14 protein-coding genes are annotated in these 20598 nt (G+C 43.7%); 9 read left to right on the plus strand and 5 right to left on the minus strand.

What is annotated here, in order from left to right; genetic code table 11:
• Positions 1 to 101: 101 nt before the first annotated feature.
• Entirely contained in the window at positions 102 to 1142 is a 1041-nt protein-coding gene (gene gmd, locus HRR27_RS02305; RefSeq protein WP_197905424.1) for a GDP-mannose 4,6-dehydratase, read from the plus strand.
• Entirely contained in the window at positions 1143 to 2012 is an 870-nt protein-coding gene (locus tag HRR27_RS02310; RefSeq protein ID WP_173270328.1) for an NAD-dependent epimerase/dehydratase family protein, read from the plus strand. It begins immediately after the preceding gene.
• Between the two features lie 117 nt (positions 2013 to 2129).
• On the opposite strand, the gene HRR27_RS02315 is transcribed toward HRR27_RS02310, so the two are convergent.
• From HRR27_RS02315 to HRR27_RS02330, 4 genes are all read right to left on the minus strand, one after another.
• Positions 2130 to 3224 (minus strand): hypothetical protein, encoded by a 1095-nt coding sequence (locus HRR27_RS02315; protein ID WP_173270330.1) that lies wholly within the window; start codon positions 3222 to 3224, stop codon positions 2130 to 2132.
• The gene (locus tag HRR27_RS02320) at positions 3194 to 4987 is read right to left on the minus strand and encodes a CHASE2 domain-containing protein (RefSeq protein ID WP_173270333.1); all 1794 of its coding nucleotides are present in this window, start codon (positions 4985 to 4987) and stop codon (positions 3194 to 3196) included. Before HRR27_RS02320 ends, HRR27_RS02315 begins: the two co-directional genes overlap by 31 nt.
• Positions 4968 to 6149: a FecR family protein gene (locus HRR27_RS02325; RefSeq protein ID WP_173270338.1), complete on the minus strand. Its 1182-nt coding sequence runs from the start codon at positions 6147 to 6149 to the stop codon at positions 4968 to 4970. The genes HRR27_RS02320 and HRR27_RS02325 overlap by 20 nt, the downstream gene beginning before the upstream one ends.
• 64 nt (positions 6150 to 6213) lie before the next feature.
• Complete coding sequence (locus HRR27_RS02330; RefSeq protein WP_173270341.1) at positions 6214 to 6921, minus strand: Crp/Fnr family transcriptional regulator; 708 nt, start codon at positions 6919 to 6921, stop codon at positions 6214 to 6216.
• A gap of 360 nt (positions 6922 to 7281) precedes the next feature.
• Between HRR27_RS02330 and HRR27_RS02335 the strand changes: the two genes are divergently transcribed.
• The 4 genes from HRR27_RS02335 to HRR27_RS02350 all read left to right on the plus strand — a co-directional run bounded on the left by HRR27_RS02335 (position 7282) and on the right by HRR27_RS02350 (position 15438).
• On the plus strand, positions 7282 to 13092 hold the full coding sequence (locus HRR27_RS02335) for a DUF4214 domain-containing protein (RefSeq protein WP_173270344.1): 5811 nt from the start codon (positions 7282 to 7284) through the stop codon (positions 13090 to 13092).
• A 253-nt stretch (positions 13093 to 13345) separates the two neighbouring features.
• A complete protein-coding gene (locus tag HRR27_RS02340; RefSeq protein ID WP_173270348.1) occupies positions 13346 to 13636 on the plus strand; it encodes a transposase in 291 nt (96 codons plus the stop codon).
• A 32-nt stretch (positions 13637 to 13668) separates the two neighbouring features.
• The gene (locus tag HRR27_RS02345; RefSeq protein WP_173270351.1) at positions 13669 to 14742 is read left to right on the plus strand and encodes a transposase; all 1074 of its coding nucleotides are present in this window, start codon (positions 13669 to 13671) and stop codon (positions 14740 to 14742) included.
• Positions 14743 to 14856: 114 nt separating this feature from the next.
• A complete protein-coding gene (locus tag HRR27_RS02350) occupies positions 14857 to 15438 on the plus strand; it encodes a hypothetical protein (protein WP_173270354.1) in 582 nt (193 codons plus the stop codon).
• A 16-nt stretch (positions 15439 to 15454) separates the two neighbouring features.
• Here the strand turns inward: HRR27_RS02350 and HRR27_RS02355 are convergent, their stop codons facing one another.
• Positions 15455 to 16771 (minus strand): hypothetical protein, encoded by a 1317-nt coding sequence (locus tag HRR27_RS02355; RefSeq protein WP_173270359.1) that lies wholly within the window; start codon positions 16769 to 16771, stop codon positions 15455 to 15457.
• A 551-nt stretch (positions 16772 to 17322) separates the two neighbouring features.
• Here HRR27_RS02355 and HRR27_RS02360 point away from each other — a divergent pair.
• The 3 genes from HRR27_RS02360 to HRR27_RS02370 all read left to right on the plus strand — a co-directional run bounded on the left by HRR27_RS02360 (position 17323) and on the right by HRR27_RS02370 (position 20523).
• On the plus strand, positions 17323 to 18945 hold the full coding sequence (locus HRR27_RS02360; protein WP_173270363.1) for a YagK/YfjJ domain-containing protein: 1623 nt from the start codon (positions 17323 to 17325) through the stop codon (positions 18943 to 18945).
• Between the two features lie 101 nt (positions 18946 to 19046).
• Positions 19047 to 19382 carry a hypothetical protein gene (locus tag HRR27_RS02365; protein ID WP_173270366.1) on the plus strand — a complete coding sequence of 112 codons (336 nt, stop codon included), beginning with the start codon at positions 19047 to 19049 and terminating at the stop codon, positions 19380 to 19382.
• A gap of 91 nt (positions 19383 to 19473) precedes the next feature.
• Positions 19474 to 20523, plus strand: coding sequence for a YqaJ viral recombinase family nuclease (locus tag HRR27_RS02370; RefSeq protein WP_173270369.1), 1050 nt, complete (start codon positions 19474 to 19476; stop codon positions 20521 to 20523).
• Positions 20524 to 20598: the final 75 nt, after the last annotated feature.

The raw sequence follows: 20598 nt of genomic DNA on the forward strand, positions 1-20598 counted from the left end.
GGCTGCTAAAGTTCATGATTTATTTGCCAATTTAAAGGGCTAAAAAACCGTCGTTAATTCAGGTAAAATAGCCGCCATTTAAATAATGGATGAATCAAGTCATGACGGTAAAAAAAGCGATTATCACTGGGATAACCGGTCAAGACGGGGCCTATTTAGCGCAATTGTTATTAGAAAAAGGATACCAAGTCTTTGGGACTTACCGTCGCACCAGTTCGGTTAATTTTTGGCGGATTGAAGACTTAGGCATCCAATCGCACTCGAATCTTAAGTTAGTGGAATTTGATTTAACGGATCAAGCCAATGCGATTCGTATGGTAGCGGAGATTCAGCCAGATGAAATTTATAATTTGGCGGCGCAAAGTTTTGTTGGTGTCTCATTTGAGCAGCCATTGGCAACCGCGCAGATTACCGGATTGGGCTGCGTGCATTTGCTAGAAGCCATTCGTATTGTCAATCCAAAGATTCGTTTCTATCAAGCTTCCACCTCAGAGATGTTTGGGCTGGTTCAAGAAATTCCTCAACAAGAGACAACCCCTTTCTATCCGCGCAGTCCGTATGGTGTTGCCAAACTCTATGCCCATTGGATGTGTGTTAACTACCGCGAATCTTATGGCATTTTTGCGAGTAGTGGCATTCTCTTTAACCACGAATCTCCTTTACGCGGTAAAGAGTTTGTTACCCGTAAAATCACCGACTCAGTTGCCAAGATTTACTTAGGTAAGCAAGATTGTTTAGAGTTGGGAAACATGGATGCCAAACGTGACTGGGGGTTTGCCAAGGAGTATGTCGAAGGAATGTGGCGAATGCTCCAAGCCGAACATTCTGATACTTATGTATTGGCGACCAATCGAACAGAGACTGTTCGTGATTTTGTGCGTATGGCGTTTAAAGCGGTGGGAATTACTTTGCGTTTCGAAGGGCAGGCAGAGGCGGAAATTGCCATTAACACTGCGAACGAACAGGTTTTGGTGCGAGTGAATCCGCAGTTCTATCGTCCAGCAGAAGTTGACTTACTGATTGGCAATCCACAGAAAGCCATTGATGAGCTGGGCTGGTATCCAACAACGTCGTTAGAAGAGCTGTGTGCCATGATGGTTAAGGCTGATCTTGAACGTAATCAAACGGGCCATTCATTTTAAATGAATAAGTGTGTTCTCATCACGGGCTGCAATGGCTTTACCGGCAAGCATCTCAGTGACCACCTAACCCAAAATGGCTATATCGTCTTATCCTTACAAGCCGATATTACTGATTTTTCGATGCTTGATACTGAATTACGAGCTCTGGCGTGTTCACAGCAGATTGATTATGTGATTCATCTTGCTGCCGTCAGTTTTGTGGCGCACAGTAATACGCTCGATTTTTATCGGGTTAATGTGTTGGGCAGTGAAAACTTGCTTAATGCTCTATGTCAACTTGAGTCGCCGCCAAAAAAAGTAATCTTAGCCAGTTCCGCTGCGGTCTATGGTACTCATCACGGTGTTGAACTATTGAATGAATCACTCTGTCCACGTCCGCAAAACCACTATGGATATGCCAAGTTAGCTATGGAGCAGTTGGCGCAAACATATCAAGATAAACTACCGATTTTGGTTACTAGGCCGTTTAATTACACGGGTATTGGCCAAGCAGAAAGTTTTGTAATTCCTAAATTGATTGCGCACTTTAAAGAAAAAGCGCAAGTTATCGCTTTGGGAAACCTACAAGTCTGGCGAGAGTTTAACGATGTTGCTGATGTGTGCGATTGGTACCAGCAGCTACTTGAAAATCCGCAAGCTTTAGGACAGGTTAATTTGTGCAGTCAGCGGCTTGTCGCCTTGCAAGAGGTGATCGAAATGTTACACACTCTCACAAATTATTATCCGCAGATCCAGACTAATCCTGCACTGGTGCGCGCCAATGAGTTGCCGCGTTTAGGGGGGGATGCACAAAAATTACATCAATGGATACAAGCAAGACCTACTCGAACTTTACAGCAGACGTTAGAAGCAATGCTAAAGAGTCACTGAATAAAAGTTTCGGTTTAGTTTGCCGAAGGGTTTAGTGAGTTAGGACAGCGAAGTGATAGCCCCTTAAAAGGGAACAATGTCGCGGCGCAGTATTCAGCGGATTTCTGTTTCGCCTTTTTAAAACATCTTAGCCCAGTTAAGTTGCAACATCGCGTTGTTCCAGCTATTCAAAGCAATGTCATGTTTTTTTCGGTCATATTGCAGCTTTAAGCCTAAACGATGCGTTAGGCTCTGACTGAGTGTGTAACCTAAAGCCAAGCTGTGCCAGTGATATTCATCGTGTTTATCAGCATAGAAAAAAGGATTGTAGGCTTGGCGATCTCGGCCATATTCAAATTGATAGCTAAGGTTCAAGCGGTTCTGATTGAATTGATATTTAAAACGTATATTGTCGGAAATCCCGCCAGCTCTTCTTTCGAGTGGTTCGTCAATACCCAAATTTAGGGCGACTGAATGGGAGGTGTCTTTTTGTCCCCAGGGCATAGAAACTCCAACACTGCCAACCTGTCGATCATTTTGCCGTCTGAAAGCCCAGTTAAAAGGTTGGTAATTTCCGCTGTATAACATACCCGTTAAACGGCGACTGTTTTCATAGTGATAGAGGGTTATGCTCTGTGTTTGCCAGCGTAAACTTGAACGAATCAACAGGCTACTATCTAACTCTGGGTTGCGATATTGAGTCGTTTCAACCGCAGTTGAAATCATCCAATCTTGGTTTTCAGGTAAATAGTGATGCAATGCTGTTGCGCTAATGAAAAAACTTTCGCGTTTCTGAGACTGTTCGTCCAAGCTTAAATAAAGCGCTTCGCCATTATCGAGAGAAAATGTTAAAAAATCCAAATCCGTTCCGCGGTTTGCGTTTGATTCATAACCGCTCTCTAAAACGAGCATATAGTGATGTTGTTCAGGCTTGGAGGGGTGATAAAGTTTCAATTGTTCAGTGAGCAGAGTCAGCTGAGTTTGCAAAGTTTTGGGTAGGGTATCAAGGGGCCACGTCTCTTCGATTAACTGCAAATAGGCCTGTGCAGAATTAATGTCACCGCTTTGCGCGTAAGCTTGTGCCAACGCTAAATAAAGTTCTGCACTTTCGCTTTCGCTAAATAGTCGTTGTTCTAATTGATTAATGTCTTGCAGGCCCGCTGCTTTTAAAGGGGTAAGTGATATGCCAATGAGAAGCCCGCTTAGGATGCTAACGTATATAAACTGACGCATTGTTGTTTTCCTTTTAGCTGGCACTCATCGACCCATTCGGTAAGCAGGCCTGACTCCAGAGCGGTTTGTTTGGATAAGAGAATCGAGTGTGGGTAACGGCGTGTTTGTCGCTCAATCCGCGCGGCAATATTAACTGTGTCGCCCAATGCGCTGTAGGCATGACGAAAATCAGACCCAACATTCCCCACAATCGCTTCGCCAGTGTGGATACCGATTCCAAACCCTAAGTTTGGAAACTTTTCGTGCATTAATCGACGCATCTCAAGTGCGCTTAAAGCGGCATTATGTGCTTGATTGTCATCAGCAAGCGGAGCGCCCCAAAAAGCCATAATTGAGTCGCCCATATACTTATCAATGGTGCCTTGGTGAGACAAAATAACCGGTGTCAGCGTATTAAAAATCGAGCGCGTTAGCTGGGTTAGTTCACGTGGGTCGCTGTTCTCTGCCAGTTGCGTAAACGCAACCAAATCAACAAACATAACCGTAATTTTGCGACGTTCGCCTTGCTCTAAATGTTCAAATTGACCGGCAATCAGTTTATGCAACACCGTCGGTGGAACATACGATTTAAACATCTGTTCAATCGTTTTACTGCGTTGAGCATGAAATTGGTAGCGTTGATAAACAAGCCAAATAAAATGTCCGCTAAACAACCAAAACCACGGGCTAAAGTCCCAATGCACACCCAAAGAAACAAACTGCCATACGTTGCTTATCCATAAAACACTCAGCGTGAAAATCATCAATCCAAACAGCACGAACGTGCGTAAGTGTTGAGCAACAAGAATCAGTAATAGTGTCCATACGACAAACCCCAAAGCGGTTAACTCACGTTCTAGCGGGGGGGTTATCAACCAGCGTTGACCTAGAGCAGCGTTTAACAGATAAGCTTGTAAATACACACTAGGTAATTGATTTGCCATTGGTGTTGCGACCACGTCACCAACCCCAGCAGCGGTTGCACCAATTAAGACTAATGAATTTTCTAACAGGCTCGGCGGCGCGGTTTTAGCAAAAATCGCCTGTGCAGAGATAACCGGTATTAGCTCGTTAGGAAAGTCATAAGGGATTAACGTCGATTTTACGGCCAAGTGTTTTGGTAAGGTCGCAGTCCAAGCAGTAGGGTCTTGTTTCGCATCTAATAATTCATACAACATGGCCAAAGTCATCTGTGGATAAAGCATATTTTGCGCTTCAATGAACAATGGAATACGCCGAATCTTGCCGTCGGAGTCTATGTTGGCATTCAAATGTCCAGATAATCTCGGTGTTGTTGCTAAGTCATGGAAAACCCCTACCCAGCCCTTTGCTTGAGGAAAAAGGGCCGGAGAAAAGCCAAGTGGACTCATCTCACTCACTGGAATGCCCTGGTTTAAGTAACCCGAATATAAGCGGTCGTTTAGATTAAAAGCCAGTGACGTGGTAATCGGTTTACGATTGATAAGATCGGCAAGTATCTTATCCTGTTGCATTTGCCCGTTTTCTGGCAGCAGCAAATGCAGGCCAACCGCTGTTGCTTGATATTCATCCAGAAGAGTTTTCAGTAATACGGTCAGGCGCTCTCTTGGCCAGGGCCAGTGTCCCTGGTTTTGCAGGCTTGTTTCATCAATCGCAACAATCACAATTGGGGTCGTAAAGTGACTTTCGTTACTCCGTAGCGGCACTTTAAAATCATATAAATTTTGCTGTAAAGTTGGCAGTTGAATACTAAAAGCCAAAATGGCCAAACCAATCAGTACTAAGTTATTTTTTAATCCACGCACTGCTGCCTAAAACCCTTTGATTATCGTTAAGCGTTTTTTCAAACAACAAACCCGCTTGGGTTAAATCCTGATTGAGTGCGCCCGAAAAGCGAGAAGACGCATCACTAAAACGTAAAAAGCCAATATTGTCGATAACCCCTTTACCACTTAAGACTGTACTGATGCTTGCGGATGTGACGTTAAAGCTAGCTTGAAAGCTGCGGTCTGAGAAGTTGATTGTCAAGTTTGGATTTGATATCTGCGCGGTTTCAATGCGATTATCGACAATGCCAAACGCTTGGTAGCGATCCAGTGAAAAATCCAATTGACCTGTTTTGGGTAATTCAGGGTCTTTATCCGGCAAAAAAAGCCCAAAAAACTGGTTGATTGAAACCACTCGCCAATCCGTACTTAGGTAAGGTGTCATTGGAATAAACAACTCACCTAATACCGGCTGATAACGGTTCCAATGCCCCCAGCCAATTTGTGGAGTATTGTTGGTTGACAGGTCATCAGGTAAGCGTGCGTTTTCATCAAGAAAAAGAGTTTTACTGTAATCATCTTGCTGATATAGGTCTGGATTTTGTAACGCACTGTCTAAATTAATTAAGAGCGCGCGATCACGCGGATGATTAATCTCCAATAAATGAGAATCACCTTCAAATAACTCCACTAAATTCGGCGAGTTACAAACACCAAAGTCTTCAGGTTGGCAGTCTTTATCAAAAGGCGAGATGCCCACACCACCTGAACTGACCATAATACGAGTCATCTTTTCAGTCGTTATAACCGTGTAATCGGTACCGCGAATACCGATTGCCGAAATCGGGGTGTTCATCCGAAAACCCTCATTATTGAGTTTGCCAGCTTCGCCTGTGACACTGCGCGCCACGCCTTTTTCTAAAAAAAGTTTAACGCGGTTATTTTTAGGATGATCAGGGTCGTATTGGTAGGTTTCGACGGTTAGCACGGTATTAGGGCGCAAGCTAAGTTTTGCGCCATCGATAAAGCGGATGTGTACGTGGCCATTACCGCCTGTTGTAATTGTTTGCCCGACTTCAATCAGTTGTCCTTTTTTAACCGAAGTTTCACCAACGGAAAAAGCCACAACGCCCGCTTCCGCCAAAACGGAATAGGAAATTGTCCATAACAACAAAAACAGTGAAATTCGGAAATTAGCCATCCTGTTCCTTTTGCCAAAACGCCTTGAAATCAATTGGTGCTGACACTGTGTTTCTTAAACTTGGTTATTGAAATTGAGGATTTCTTACGGGAGTAGGTAGGTGTAAGTTTTCCATTGCCATGGGTTTAACACAGAACATTTTTTGATTCCCTTGATAATAGAAACTTAAATAGCCTTGCTTTTGTAATTGGCTAATCGAACGCGACACCGTTTCGCGGCTTAAATTAACCATGCAAGCAATTTCGTCATGGGTAAGCATTTTACCATGCACTTCGCCCTGTAAATTGCTATTGCCATGCGTACTTAAAAAATAGATGACGCGGCCAAAACTTTTGGCGCTCAGCATTTGGATTTTTTGGTTACTTTGACGTAACGAATTAGCCAGTTTCTGTAATACGGACTGATTAAAGCCTGTGTGAGTAGTCAGCAGATGCTTAGCCACGGCAGTGGGAATCATTAACAAAATACTCGGTTCAACGGTTTCAACATTGACTGACGATGGAATGCCGTCAATAACCGAAAGCTCGCCAAAAAAATCACCAGGGTTTAAAAAAATAAACGCTGTTTCCTTGTGTTCATAATCAAGGCTATGAATTTTTAATCGCCCCTTGTAAATAATAAAAATGCCTTGCGTTAAGCTATTTTGCTTGACGATGGTTAACCCTTTAGCAAATTCAAATACTTTAATTTGTGGTGCAAGTGCGTGTAAATCATGTTGGCTAAATGCGCTAAAAAGAGCTGTTCTCTTTAAATGACTGTAAGGAATATCCAATTAAAAAACCTACTTAATAAGTAAAATGTAATTAAAAATTTTCAATGACAAGACATTTGTGTATGTTTTACTATCGCTTAATCATTTTTGCAGAGTAAGCAATATTTAATCTGCCGCAACTTTTCATACAAAAAAACCATTTAAGCAGAAAAAAGCCAGTTTTGTGACAAAAATCACTGCGCAAGTAAAAAAACTTATGCAATAATCCGGAGTGTAATTTTTACTAACTCGTGCTTACGAGTAACTTGATCAAGTTATTTTAACCAGTAAATTACTCACTCGCGTCTTTTGGCAGGTACTTTGTAAAGTTTCCTACAAAAGTCGAAGCAAAAATAAGTCCACTCAATAGGAGATTATCGAATGGCTTTAACGACACAACAACAAGCAGAACTAATCAGCGTCTATATTGCCGCGTTTGACCGCGCGCCGGATGCAGACGGTTTAGACTTCTGGGCGAAATCAATTACTGATGGTGTTAACCCAACGGTAACGGATGTTTCAAACGCGATTTTTAATGACCAAACTATCCCTGAAGTGAATGCGAATTACTCAGACGCATTAACTAACGAACAGTTCGTAACCAAAGTTTACCAAAACGTATTTAACCGTGAACCAGATGCTGAAGGACTGGCATTCTGGGCAGGTGCGATGAATGATGGCATCAACTCACGTGGTGAAACCGTTGTTGAGATGTTTAAATCTCTATCTAACCCAGGTTCAGAAGCAGATAAAGCGCTGTTTGATAACAAAGTTGCAGTAGGGACTTACTTCGCAATTGACGTAGGTTCAAATGACGTTGCGCTTGCAATCCAGGCGCTAGACAACGTAACTGCAGATCCAGCGTCTATTGACGCTGCGAAAGCAGTGATTGATGGTGTAGATGCTATCGGACAAACTTTTACGTTGACTGAAGGTGCGGATGACTTCACTCCAACTTCACAGCAAGAAAACTCACAAACAACTGTTGGTGATGATCAGTTCTATGCAGGTTCTGTTCAAGGCGGTGGTGCTCACACTCTAGGTTCTACGGATTCTATCGACGGTGGTGACGGTACGGACACAATCCGTGTTGTTGAAGACCGTGATGCTACAGCTACAACCCTTTTCCCGAAAATGCAAAACGTTGAAAACGTTGAGCTTCAAGCACTAGAAGATCTAACCATTGACTTCACTAACACAACGGGTGTTGAAGAAGCAATGAACTACCAATCTGTTGGTAATATTGTGATTCAGAGCCTTGTTGACGATGCAGATTTCAAATTCTTCAACACTGCATCTGACATGTCTGTTGGTTACTTCAACAACAACGATGCTGACAACGAAGCAGATGTAATGTTTGACCAAGCAAATGGTTCAAGCATCACTTTCACAACAGCAACAGAAGCTGATGCAATCGATACGCTAAACATCGAACTAGACAACGATACCTACACAATCGACAACGCAGCGAACACTGGTTTCTTCGGTCTAAACGGTACAAACAACCTAGACACCATCAACATGATGGGTAATGCAGATGTAACTGTAGCGGATCTAACGGGTTCTTTGACTCAAGACATCACAACATTTGATGCATCAATGTTAGAGGGAACTCTAGAAACTAACCTTCTTGGCAACAACCTAGGTATTAACTACGATGGTGCAATGGGTGCAAACACATTAGTTATCGGTCAAGGTGACAACGACATCACCATGCAAGAGGCAGGTGACCTAGTGGTTCTATCTTCAACTGGTTTTGATGCAAATGACATGATGGATGGTGCCGGTGGTACTGACCGTCTAGAAATCCACTTCAACGACACTGATGCAGCCACTGATCTAGATGGCAACGGTTTAGATACTGACGTTCTTGATGCAATCAACAACACAGTGAATACTGAAGAGTTGGTAATCGATGTATGGTCACAAAATACTGACGATACAGCTATTGCTGGTGAGAACATCACTCTAGATCGTGGTCTGATCACGTCTGACTTCTCAACGTTCATCTTCGACGATACGCGTACAGATGGTCTAGGTGCTACAAACAACGTTCAAGATACTGACATCTCTGGTACGGTGACTGTTACCAATGCAACAGCAGCGGATGACTACCAAATCGCAGTTGACCAAGTTACAACGATGTCTTTCACTGCCGCCGCTGGTGAAACCACGCTAAACGTGACGCACAACGATGCGGATCTTGTTGCAGATATGATTGGTTCGTTTGATTCTGATGTCTTTACAACAACTAACCTAACGGTTAATGCTGCAGATGAAAACTACATGCTAGGCGCGTCACAAGTTGATGCGGGTGCGACTTTGAACCTACTAGGTGATGCAGATCAAATGACTGCAAACTTCGGTGCAGAAGGTGATGGTGCAACCTTAGACGCTTCAACTCTAGTAACAACGACTGATCGTAATGATGGCATCAATAATGACTTCAACGTATTCACAGTCACAAACGGTTTCGATACCACGGTTAAAGGGACTGACCAAGACGATAACATCATCGGTAACGCAGGTGTTGACACACTTCACGGTAATGCCGGTGACGACATAATCGTAGGTGGTGCAGGTGACGATACCATCGAAGGTGGTGACGGCAACGACATGATCTTTGCGGGTGATGGAACAGATGCGGCTCAACTAGAAGGTGTTGATAAGCTTTACGGTAATGCCGGTGATGATACGTTCTACTTCACATACAACGCGGACGCAACACTTGAAGGTATCACTTCTGCAGACATGATTGATGGTGGTGCGGACAACGATACGGTTCAAATGCTAACGGCTGGTGCAGTACTAAGTGATGAAATCTTTAACGGCTTCACGTCAGTTGAAGAACTAACACTGGCTGCAGGTGACAACGTCGTTACAATCAACGAAATCGCAGATTCAAAAGTTGACTTCGGCACAATCAATGCAGAAGGTAATGGTAACGATGACATCAACATCGGTGAAGGGTTTGATCGTGAACTAACCATCAATCTAGGTGGTGGTAACGATATCGTTGCAGCAGATCTATCTTCAGCAAACATTACTGTAAACATCGATGCAGGTAACCTAGATGCGAATGATAACCTAGACTTCGGTGACGATGCAGGTGACGTATTAAACATCATTACAGAGAATGGTATTGCAGACACTGCTGGGGTAACTAATCTAGAAACGCTAAACATCGTTGATGAAAACGGAACAAACGATCTTGGACAGACGACACTAGTTCGTATTGGTGACGAGTTGTTTGATAACAACACAACGCCAGTTGATGCGTTCACTGTGAATGCAGAAACGGTAGCGGATGATTTAGTTATCGATGCAACAGATATTTCTGGTGCAAACATCATTACCATCAACACTGGTGCGGGTGATGACATGATCTTCGGTTCTGCGAACAATGACATCATTAACGCAGGTGGTAACCAAACAGGTGGTGTGAACACTATCTATGGTGGCGCAGGTGCAGACCAAATCGACGCGTCTGAAGGCGACAACGACATCACTTACGGTTATGTAGCAGACTCTAACGGTACGCGAACAGAAATCGATACTGTGACTGGATTTGTATCAGGCAGCGATCGTATCGTTCTAGATACAGACATGCTAGCAGGTAATGTATTGGTAGCAGGTTCAAGCATGAATGCTGCGAACTTTGCAGATGCTCAGTCTGCGGTAAACAATGTACCGGCCGGTGAAATCGCTTACGTTTTCCAAACAGATGATCAAATCCTATGGGTTGACATCAACCGTGATGGTACTTTGAATAACGACGATCTACGTATCAACCTTGATGGTGTTTCTGCAATCGAAGCAGGTGACGTTGTAAACGGTGATGTTTATTATGATGTTGATGCTGCTGGAAACCTTCTCCACGTGACTGCAGCAGCCGTTCCACGTGCATTTGAAATGAACAACGACATCCTTGGTGCGACCATCTTTGTTGATGGCGTAGATTCAGGTGTTACGACTTTTGCTGCAATCTCTCCAGTTCCTTCTGCGATTGATACACTGACTGTTGGTGGTACGACTGATATCTCTGGTGCAGGCGTTGCAACATTCAGTTCAGCTGCTTTCGAAGGTGGTTCAAACGTAACTATGACAAGTGCTCAACACACTGCCTATGTTACACCTGCAAATGCATCACTGTTTGGTGTGCAAACCATCAACATTACTGATGCTGTTACCATGACAGGTGATGCAGCAGTTGAAAACTATGCATTGCTAAGCACTGCTGCAGACAACTTTACTGTTGCCTCAACAACGCAAAATGTTGACATCTCTGCTGGCGGTAACGATACAGTTTCTATTTCTGGTACTTTCTCTGGAACAATTACTGGTGAAGCTGCTGGCGACATCATTAACCTTGCTGATGGAACAAATATTGCTGCAAATGCAACAATTGCATCAGGTAATGGTGAAACCATCAATGTTAACGGTGATGCAACCATGACAGATGCTCAGTATGATGCTGTTGTCATTACTGACACAGTTGTTACGACTAACAACCTGACAATCACTACTGCGGCAACGAATTTAGCTGTAGACGCAGATATTGAAGAGTATACGTTGAATGCAGGCGGAGTGATTGCAATCGCTAACAACCTAGATGTAGACATCAACGGTGCTGCAGGTGCTGCGGTAACAGTAGTTGTAGGTGGCGCAACTGTAGCTTCTGGTGCTGAATACGATCTAGCAAATGGTGCAGATATCATCACTGTAACAGACGGTGCAGACATCACTAATATTAACGATGGTGCAGCTACTACGGCTGAGTCTATTACTGTTGCTGATAATGCAACTGTAACAATGACTGCAGCACAGCATACTGAAATCACACAAGCTGCAGGTGTTGAGACGATTATCTTTGATGATCGTGGTGGTGTTGATGCAGTGACTGCAGATGCTGATGTTGAAAATTATGAAATCGACGGTCTTGGTACTGATTCTAGTTTCGTATTTACACTTTCAGCAACGGGTCAAAATATCACTTCAGAAGGTAGTACAAATACTACAGTAGTATTTGACGGTGCCCTTGGTGCATTTACATCAGACCTTAATGATGAAATTGCTGAAACTGGTGATGTGATTCGTGTTACAAACAGTGGTGTTGGAACTACGGTAGATATTTCTGGTGTACTAAACTCTGATGATTCAGATGTGGCTCTTGACTTGAATAACGAGTTCTTGACTGTGACGCTAACACAAGAGCAACATGAAGCTTACTCAAGTGTTATTAATACAGCAAATGGCCAAACATTAGATGTTGACACTGCTGGTGCAGTAACCGCCCGTGTTGGTGTTGAGGCATATATTATTGATGATGAAGCCAACAGCATTACAGTTAATGCTGGACAAACTGATGTAAACATTGATTCTGATGATGCTTCCGCAGATACAATTATCATTGGTGGTAACACAGTAACTGGTGAATATGTTATTGATGCAACTGATACTATTGAAGCAACCGATGGTGCGAATATCACAGGTGTAAGTGACGGTGGTGCGGCAGGAAATGCAACTGGAGGTCTATTAGATCTTACTGGTGGTATCACAATGACCGTTGCTCAGTTGAATGACTTCACTACAAACGGTATTACTGCTGCTGGTGCTGCTGATGCAGTGACTCTGACTGATGCAGGTACGATTACTTCGGCAGACGCTGCAATTGAAACCTTCACATTAGCTGATGGTACAAACAGCATCACATTTGACGCTGCTGATGCCGATCGTGATCTTCAAACTGTGAATCTAGGTATAGGTGCAAACACTGTAATTATCACTAACAACGCAACTGTTGATGACGGTGATGATTCAGCGGTCACTATCACGAACTTCGGTTCGGATGACGTATTGACTACTGGTAGCTCTGATGGATTGTTCTACAACAACTTCGCAGGTGGTGCGACAGCGGTTGCAGACGGTTCAATCATTGAAGTCGATGCAACTCAGTTCCAAAACGGTGTTCTTTCTAACACTGCGAACGTACTAGCTTGGTTGAATGCTGAGACAGTAACCGGTGCAGCTGGTAATGCGTTAATCACTGTTGTGGCTTACACTGGTAACGGATCGGCTGGTATCTATCAGCTTGAAGAAACTGGTGGTGTAGCTGGTGCATTCGATACAATCGAGTTGATCGGTGTTGTGAATGCAACTGACAATGTATTTGTTGGTGCAAACTTCGCTTAATCCCTAGTCTAACTAGAGATGCCAAACGTCATCGCAAGGTGGCGTGCGGTTAACGCAAATAAACCCTCAATCTTCAGATTGGGGGTTTTTTCTAAGTGGATTTTGTTTTTATGTCATCTCGAACGAACGTGAGAGATCTAATAACCGCCGTGGAGATTTCTCCCGTTGAAAAAGGACACCCATTTTTCTCTTGCCTTTCTCAATTCCTAAGCGCATACTGAAGTTATGAAATCCTCAACTTAAGAGGTGATTTATGACTCGTGCCCGTCAACAACAAATCGTTCTTTCCGAAACCCCTTGGTATCATTTGGTCAACCGCTGTGTGCGTCGTGCTTTCCTAGCCGGTGTGGATCATCTTTCCGGTCAAAATTACGAACATCGAAAAGTCTGGATTGAAGAGCTGATGCTTAAATTGGCTTCGGTCTTTGCCGTCGATATTGGTGGCTTTGCAGTGATGAGCAATCATTATCATTTGGTGATTCGAGTTGAAGAAAAAGGACACCCATTTTTCTCTTGCCTTTCTCAATTCCTAAGCGCATACTGAAGTTATGAAATCCTCAACTTAAGAGGTGATTTATGACTCGTGCCCGTCAACAACAAATCATTCTTTCCGAAACCCCTTGGTATCATTTGGTCAACCGCTGTGTGCGTCGTGCTTTCCTAGCCGGTGTGGATCATCTTTCCGGTCAAAATTACGAACATCGAAAAGTCTGGATTGAAGAGCTGATGCTTAAATTGGCTTCGGTCTTTGCCGTCGATATTGGTGGCTTTGCAGTGATGAGCAATCATTATCATTTGGTGATTCGAGTCGATCAAGAACGTGCGTTGAATTGGTCGGATCAAGAGGTTTTAGATCGCTGGACTCAGCTGTTTAATCCACCACCCCGTTTGCAGATGTATTTGTCCAACCCTAACACTCAAGACCCTTATCTATTGGCGGATATTGCCGAGTTGGCGGAAGAATATCGTGCGCGTTTGCATGATCTGTCTTGGTATATGCGCGTGCTGAATGAGTCCATTGCTCGTCTTGCGAATAAAGAGGATGGCGTTAAAGGGCATTTTTGGGAAGGGCGCTTCAAAAGTCAGATGCTACTGGATGAGCAGGCGATTTTATCGGTGCTTGCCTATGTGGATTTAAACCCAGTCAGAGCCAATATGGCAGAAGACCTGATTCACTCTGATTTTACCTCGATTCAACGTCGTCTACAGTCTCGTATGGGCGTTCAACCACCAACCGTTGACCCAATTATCCAATCTAAAACTTTTGAGCAACTCACCAAAGGCTCACAGCTGTTTCTAGAGCGTTTACTCAAGCTCCCAAAAGCCAATCTCATGGCATTTGACCCCACTGAACACAAACCGCATTCACGCCCAACGATTGCCTTTGCGGAAGAGGATTATTTTGAGTTTGTGGATTATCTTGGCCGTGCGGTGCATCCACGTAAAACCGGGCATATTGATCTAAAACGCCCAAAATTAATGGATCAGCTGAATTTGAATGAAGAACTGGTGGATTCAATGCGAGCAGGCACCTTTTTACACTCTTTTGGAGTCGCCATTGGCAACCCAATCGACCTTACCCAGCATCAGCACAGCCACCATCAAGCCTTCAATAAAGGCAATCAAGTGGCGAGAAAAGTGTTTGCTTGAATCCTGTAGATAAATGCATTGGCTAAGTTGTTCTCTTTAAGTTTGATGCGCTAACGAAAGCCATGATTGACTGAGTTTTGCTATACTTTAGCCAATTCACAAATTCTTTATGCCATGTCCAGACTTTCATCCAAAGCCCTTGCTTTAACGCTTCTTAAACGCTATCACCGTGCCGTCAATGACGGTATGGTGATACTTGCCGCTTATATAGATAAAGACTTTAAGTTGGATGATAACCGTGCTCTCCACTCGGTTTATGATCATTGGCACACTACCAAAATGCCAATGACTCCTGAATTATTGCAAGCACAAGAACAGTTTGTCGATTTGTATGAGTCGGGTTTGGATAATCATCCAGAGCGTGAGGGTGCTTTTTACGACATTATGTATGCTTTTCGAGATATGCTTAAACAGGATTACAAAGCACTTCGAGAATTGGCAGGGGACTATTCTGAGTATCTTGATACAGATGGCGAGTTGACCCATGAAGTGGAAATGGCGTTTAAATCCGAATATGAGCCAAATCCTGCCACTGAGCCACTTTCAGAAGAAAAACAATATAACCTTTACCAACAAGCGATAAAAACGCTTGAAGCCAATCCTGTGAAGACAAGTACTGACAACAGCCCGAACAACGCAGAAAAATTAACCCATTTCAGTGACTACTTAGCGCTTAAAGAGTTTTTTGAGCAATAGAAACCTAACACAATTTTTATTTGTCTGAATTTAGCAATGCGTTTTGGAGGATTGGCAAGGGCAAGTCGAGTGTTTGAGCAACCTCTTCAACAGGAAGGTTGAATGCTTTAATGAGCTTTGAAGCGGTTTCTAGTTGTGTTTGTTTCATGATGGACATTTCTTGATTCAAGTCGGTAGAGTGGCAGTGCTTGCTAATTGCACCTCTACCAAAATACTTGCTTCGTTGGATTTTTGGGTCATTTGGTTGGTTGTTTTTACGTGAACGATTCTTGAACTGAAGATAATAGGGATAGCCAGTGATCAAGGTGATGTGCTCAATCAACGCCTTAAATGTATCACCGTGAGATGTGAGCGGTTTATCTTCAAATCTTGGATCATAAATGGCTTGGGTTGGCTGTAATTTAATCTTTTTTAAATTGCTTTTCTTAGTGAGTCCGTCTTCACAAGTTAAATCGTATTTCTTAGTTAGATAATCCATCCAGAGTTTCCCTATTTTAGAACAGACCACTTGATACGAGTCGTTCATGGCTTTTAGGTCAACGAAAAGCGTGACATCGAGCTCTCCTGTTGGCAAGATCGCCCAGAAGTAGGCTTTAATCCCTTTTTTTAGGTGGTAATTCGATTGATTGAGCTCGTCGATAAATCTTTTAAAGTCTTGATGAAAGCGAGAGCTCTCCTGCCGGATGTTTGTAACCGATAAGCGTAAATGAATGACTTGCAACTCAGCGTGGGTATTCAGAGTGTGATTAAGGTATTCAATGAGTGATTTTCGTACTTTGTTTATGCTGCGATTTTGATTACTTTTGAGAATACGAAATGCCTTGAGTTCGGAAGACGATTCATCGTTTTTCAGTTTTTTAGGCTGGCGGCTTCTCAGTGTCTGAATGAGGTGAAGAATTATCTCAACGGTCTGATCTGGAACTTTAACATGCGACTCCCCAATTTTATTTTCGCTCTGGAGATAGGGAGATAAGCTGCCAATCTGATTGCGTATTTTTTCTGCGACGGTTTCGAGATAAGGGGATAAATGCCAGGAGCAGGCGTAACGATTTTTGATGGCGACCGTTTGCTGAAAAATCTTCAACCATTTTTTAATTTGTAAAGCTGGACAAATTTCGGGGTTGTCAATATCCGTTTTTTCAGCCTCCATATCCACCAGCGAAATCAGGTCATTTTCAAGTCTAGCCAGCATGAGTATTCTCGTTTCGAATGAGTCTTCATCTGGCAGTTCGAGCCAAGCTGTGGAGTCTGTCGGCAGGCAAAACTTCCAAGTTGATTGGGGTGTGTATGTCGGTGAGAAAGGAGGCAGTTTTTTCGGAATCAGCAAAGACATTTTAAAGATTTCACCTTATTTGAGCGGATTGTCATTTTTTAAAGATGGTTCTTTATTTTGCTAAAGATGGTTCTTTTTAAGTAAAAATGCTTAAATTTTCGACAACTCTACACAAACGCCTTGGGTTAATTGACTTGCTTTTTGTGAACCCAAATATTAGGGTAAAAGGGCGTGCGAAAGGCGCTCTTGATGTTGTTCATTATAGTCAATGTCGCTGCCAGATGTTGGCATTTTAATCCGAGTGAATTTCATGTGACAATCTGAGCCAATCGATTAAAATTCTTCCAATAGACTTGGTTTATTTGAATGCGGTTATGCAGCGAAGCGGTGTTAGGTTTTTTACTAATATAACCTGACCTATACCTACGATACATTTCGGGCCTCTCTATGGATCTTGATTGTTTTGGCATTGAACGCCATCGAGATTTCATATCGTTCGGTTAGTGAGTCTCAAGCAGGTGTCATGAGCAGCTTCGTTTAACGAAAGCTGCGATCATTATGACGATTCGGCTAAGTCGTTCTATTCACCAAAGATTAGGTAATCGTAGAAGATGATGCGCACTGAGCTACCCCGAACAGACCAATCGAAGTCCAAGAAGTCCTATCCTAAAAATTATCGTTCGGAGCCGGTGAATCATCCTGAGAATCGAAAACTCAAACTCCTATATGGCAACCAGGTCAGAGAGTATGCCGTGCAGACGGATCATGGTCCACTTGTCGCTGATTATATAGACCGTTTAATTCATCTGGTAGAGCATACGAGCCAAACGCATTCCAAAGTCTTTGCGCTCAGGTTTGATTTACGGTTTCCAAAAAACTGGAGTATGGCGCAGAGGTTAAATCAATGTCCACCGCCTGAAGAGGCAGGGCATGAGGGGTATTCTAAAGACTATTTCACACGATTTATCGAATCCTTTAAGAGTAAGCTCAAAAGCCTCAATCAAAGACGTAAAAAAAAGGGAGTCAGGCACAAGCACTGGCTTGAGTTTTGTCGAGCAGTGGAAATCGGTGGTCGTAATCATGGCGTACACATCCATGTGTTGTTTCTGCTCAACGGGCAGGTCTTTCATGATTTGGGCGATAAGCGTGAGAGGGCAATGGTAAACCCTGAGCTTCTGAGTACGTTGATTCGAAGTGCTTGGGCGAGTGCCTTATTTGGTGTGCATAACGCTAGCCTGAGATACCCTCCAGACGATTGGCATTCCAATATCCCAAATACCGATGCGATGATGGACGTCTATGAGCAACAGCTTGTTCGATTCATCACACCTGTGCGGCGTATTTTTGCAACAGACCCTTCTGAAAGGCATCAAACCGTTAAAGAGCTGATTTATGTCACCTCTTACCTGTGTAAAGCGCACACAAAGCATTATCAATTGGGTATGCAGCCATTTCAGGCAACCGTCACACCTGACAAGCGGATGACGTTTCCAGATCATTCCACGAATCCCCAAGGGCAACCTTTGTATTTGTTCGGAGACCCTAGTAGGCAATTTCATTATGACTCTGACTTTGATGGGGTGGTGTTGAGAACCGATTGGCAGCCTTATGTCGGCAATGAACTGGAACAAATTAAGGCGTATTCAGAACGTGTGTTTGAACGAGGGATGCCATTGGCTTTGATTCGAATGCGTTTTAACCCCTTGTCGAGGTATCGAGATCAAATGCCTCATTATAAGCCGATTGAAGCCTTTTTAGATGAGTGTGAGAAGTCTCTGATACCCAATACACTACCTCGCTCTGAGAAGCAATCTAGGCGTTTTCTTGCCGTGGCGAAATGGCATCTTAATGAAGACGAAGCCTGTTCGATTCATCTTGTGGTGATCTTAAACCAATCGATGTATCAGGATTTGCTTAAACAGATAGATGGTCAATTGTATGATTTTTTCAATGAGTGTTATCAGTTCAGATTTTCCAATGCAAAATCGCAAGCCAAACTCGATCTCTCATTGTATGAAGAATTGCTGTTCACTGCGAACCGACCTGAGAGTGCACAAAAGAAATGGCACGCCCAGCAGATGCTTTACACCTTGGCATCCTCTGTCGCAGGATGTTCAAGAAGTTCAACTTTATACTGTCGCCCCATTGAATTGCCTGAACGGAAGATCTCCCAAGAGGTAGTTTCTCAGAAAAATCAACAGAAAATGCAACAAGGGTGGGGGGATTTGCTTTAGAAAACTGTATGAGTCAGTCATGTTCGATTCCATTGAAATTCAGACCTATATCACTGTAATGAGCAAGCGAGAGCTTGCGTTCTATTTTCAAGGAGAACTTTATGACAGTGATTTGTCCTCAATGCGGTTCAGCACGCATTAAACAGGCCCATACGGCACGAAATATCGCCACCTCAATTGGTATCGCCGGTGGTGTGACAGCAGGCTTTAATGGCGCACTCACAGGGGCGACAGTTGGTCGAACGGTTGGCATGATTGCAGGGCCGCCAGGTATGGCGATTGGCACGCTCAGTGGTGCAATTATTGGCGCGTTAGTTGGCGCAACGGCATTAGGAACGGCAGGTGCGAATATTGGCAATAAAATCGATCAAGAGGTCTTGAACAGCTGTACTTGTCAAGACTGTCAGTATTGCTTTAACCCGCATCACCCAATCTAGTCCTACACAATTTAATCATTTATCAGCTCGGTACGCTCAGGCGTATCGGGCTTTTTTTATGCCTAATTTATCTCACAGAAGGAGAATCTTTATGGCACACGCAGAGTTACGACAACACCCACAAAACCAACCTGTCACATCTTCCACGCAAGATTTACCGATTGCGGACACGCAACGAAAATTCGCTCAAGCCTATCGCATGATTGCGACCAACCAGCTGGATAAACACCTTTGGCTTAAATATCGTGGACTCGGCATTGGAGCCAGTGATGCCGCAGCCGCTTGTGGGCTGAACCCTTTTAAATCGCAACTTGAACTCTGGATGGAGAAAACCGGACGCATTGAACCAAGTCAGCCCAGTGACAACGAAGACAGTCCATTACTGTGGGGCACGGTATTAGAACCGATTGTTGCAGAGCACTACGCCAAACGCACAGGCTCCAAAGTCCGTCGGGTGAATGCGATTTTACAGCACGCAGATTATCCTTGGATGCTGGCGAATTTAGATCGGGAAGTCCAAGGCGGTGAAGTGCCCTTATTGGAGTGCAAAACCACGGGGGCTTATGGCGCAAAGCATTGGTCTGAGGGCGTGCCGGAATATGTCCAGCTGCAAGTGCAACACCAACTTGCGGTGACTGGCTTTGAAGCCGCAGATGTGGCAGTCTTAATTGCTGGACAGGAACTGCAGATTCACCGTATTGAACGAGATGAAGACTTGATCAGCAATTTGATTGCATTGGAACAAGCCTTTTGGCACCGTGTGACGGAGGACATTCCACCGCCTGCAGATGCCAGTGCGTCTTCTGAACGAGCGTTGCGTCAGCTGTATCCTCAAAATACCAGCCAAACCCTCAACCTCACCGAGAATAAGTCAGCCAATACGCAATTTGAAGAGTTGCTCTACGTGCGTGAACAGCTCGCTATTTTGAGTGATAAGGAAGCGCTGCTCAAACACCAGCTGCAACAAACCCTTGGTGATGCGGAACAAGCACAATTTGAGAGTGGTCGCATTAGTTGGAAATGCTCAAAACCCTCGACCGCCTTTGATAGCAAAGCGTTTAAAGAAGATCACCCTGATTTATACGCTGAGTATCAAATCCCCAAAATGGGTAGCCGTCGCTTTTTGGTCAAGCCTGACTAAAACACCACCCATTCACTTTTCAATCCACTCTTGTTTAAGCCTGCAGCCAATGTGCTGCGGGCTTTTTTGTCTTTC

The organism is Thiosulfatimonas sediminis (assembly GCF_011398355.1).
GTDB lineage: Bacteria > Pseudomonadota > Gammaproteobacteria > Thiomicrospirales > Thiomicrospiraceae > Thiomicrorhabdus > Thiomicrorhabdus sediminis_A.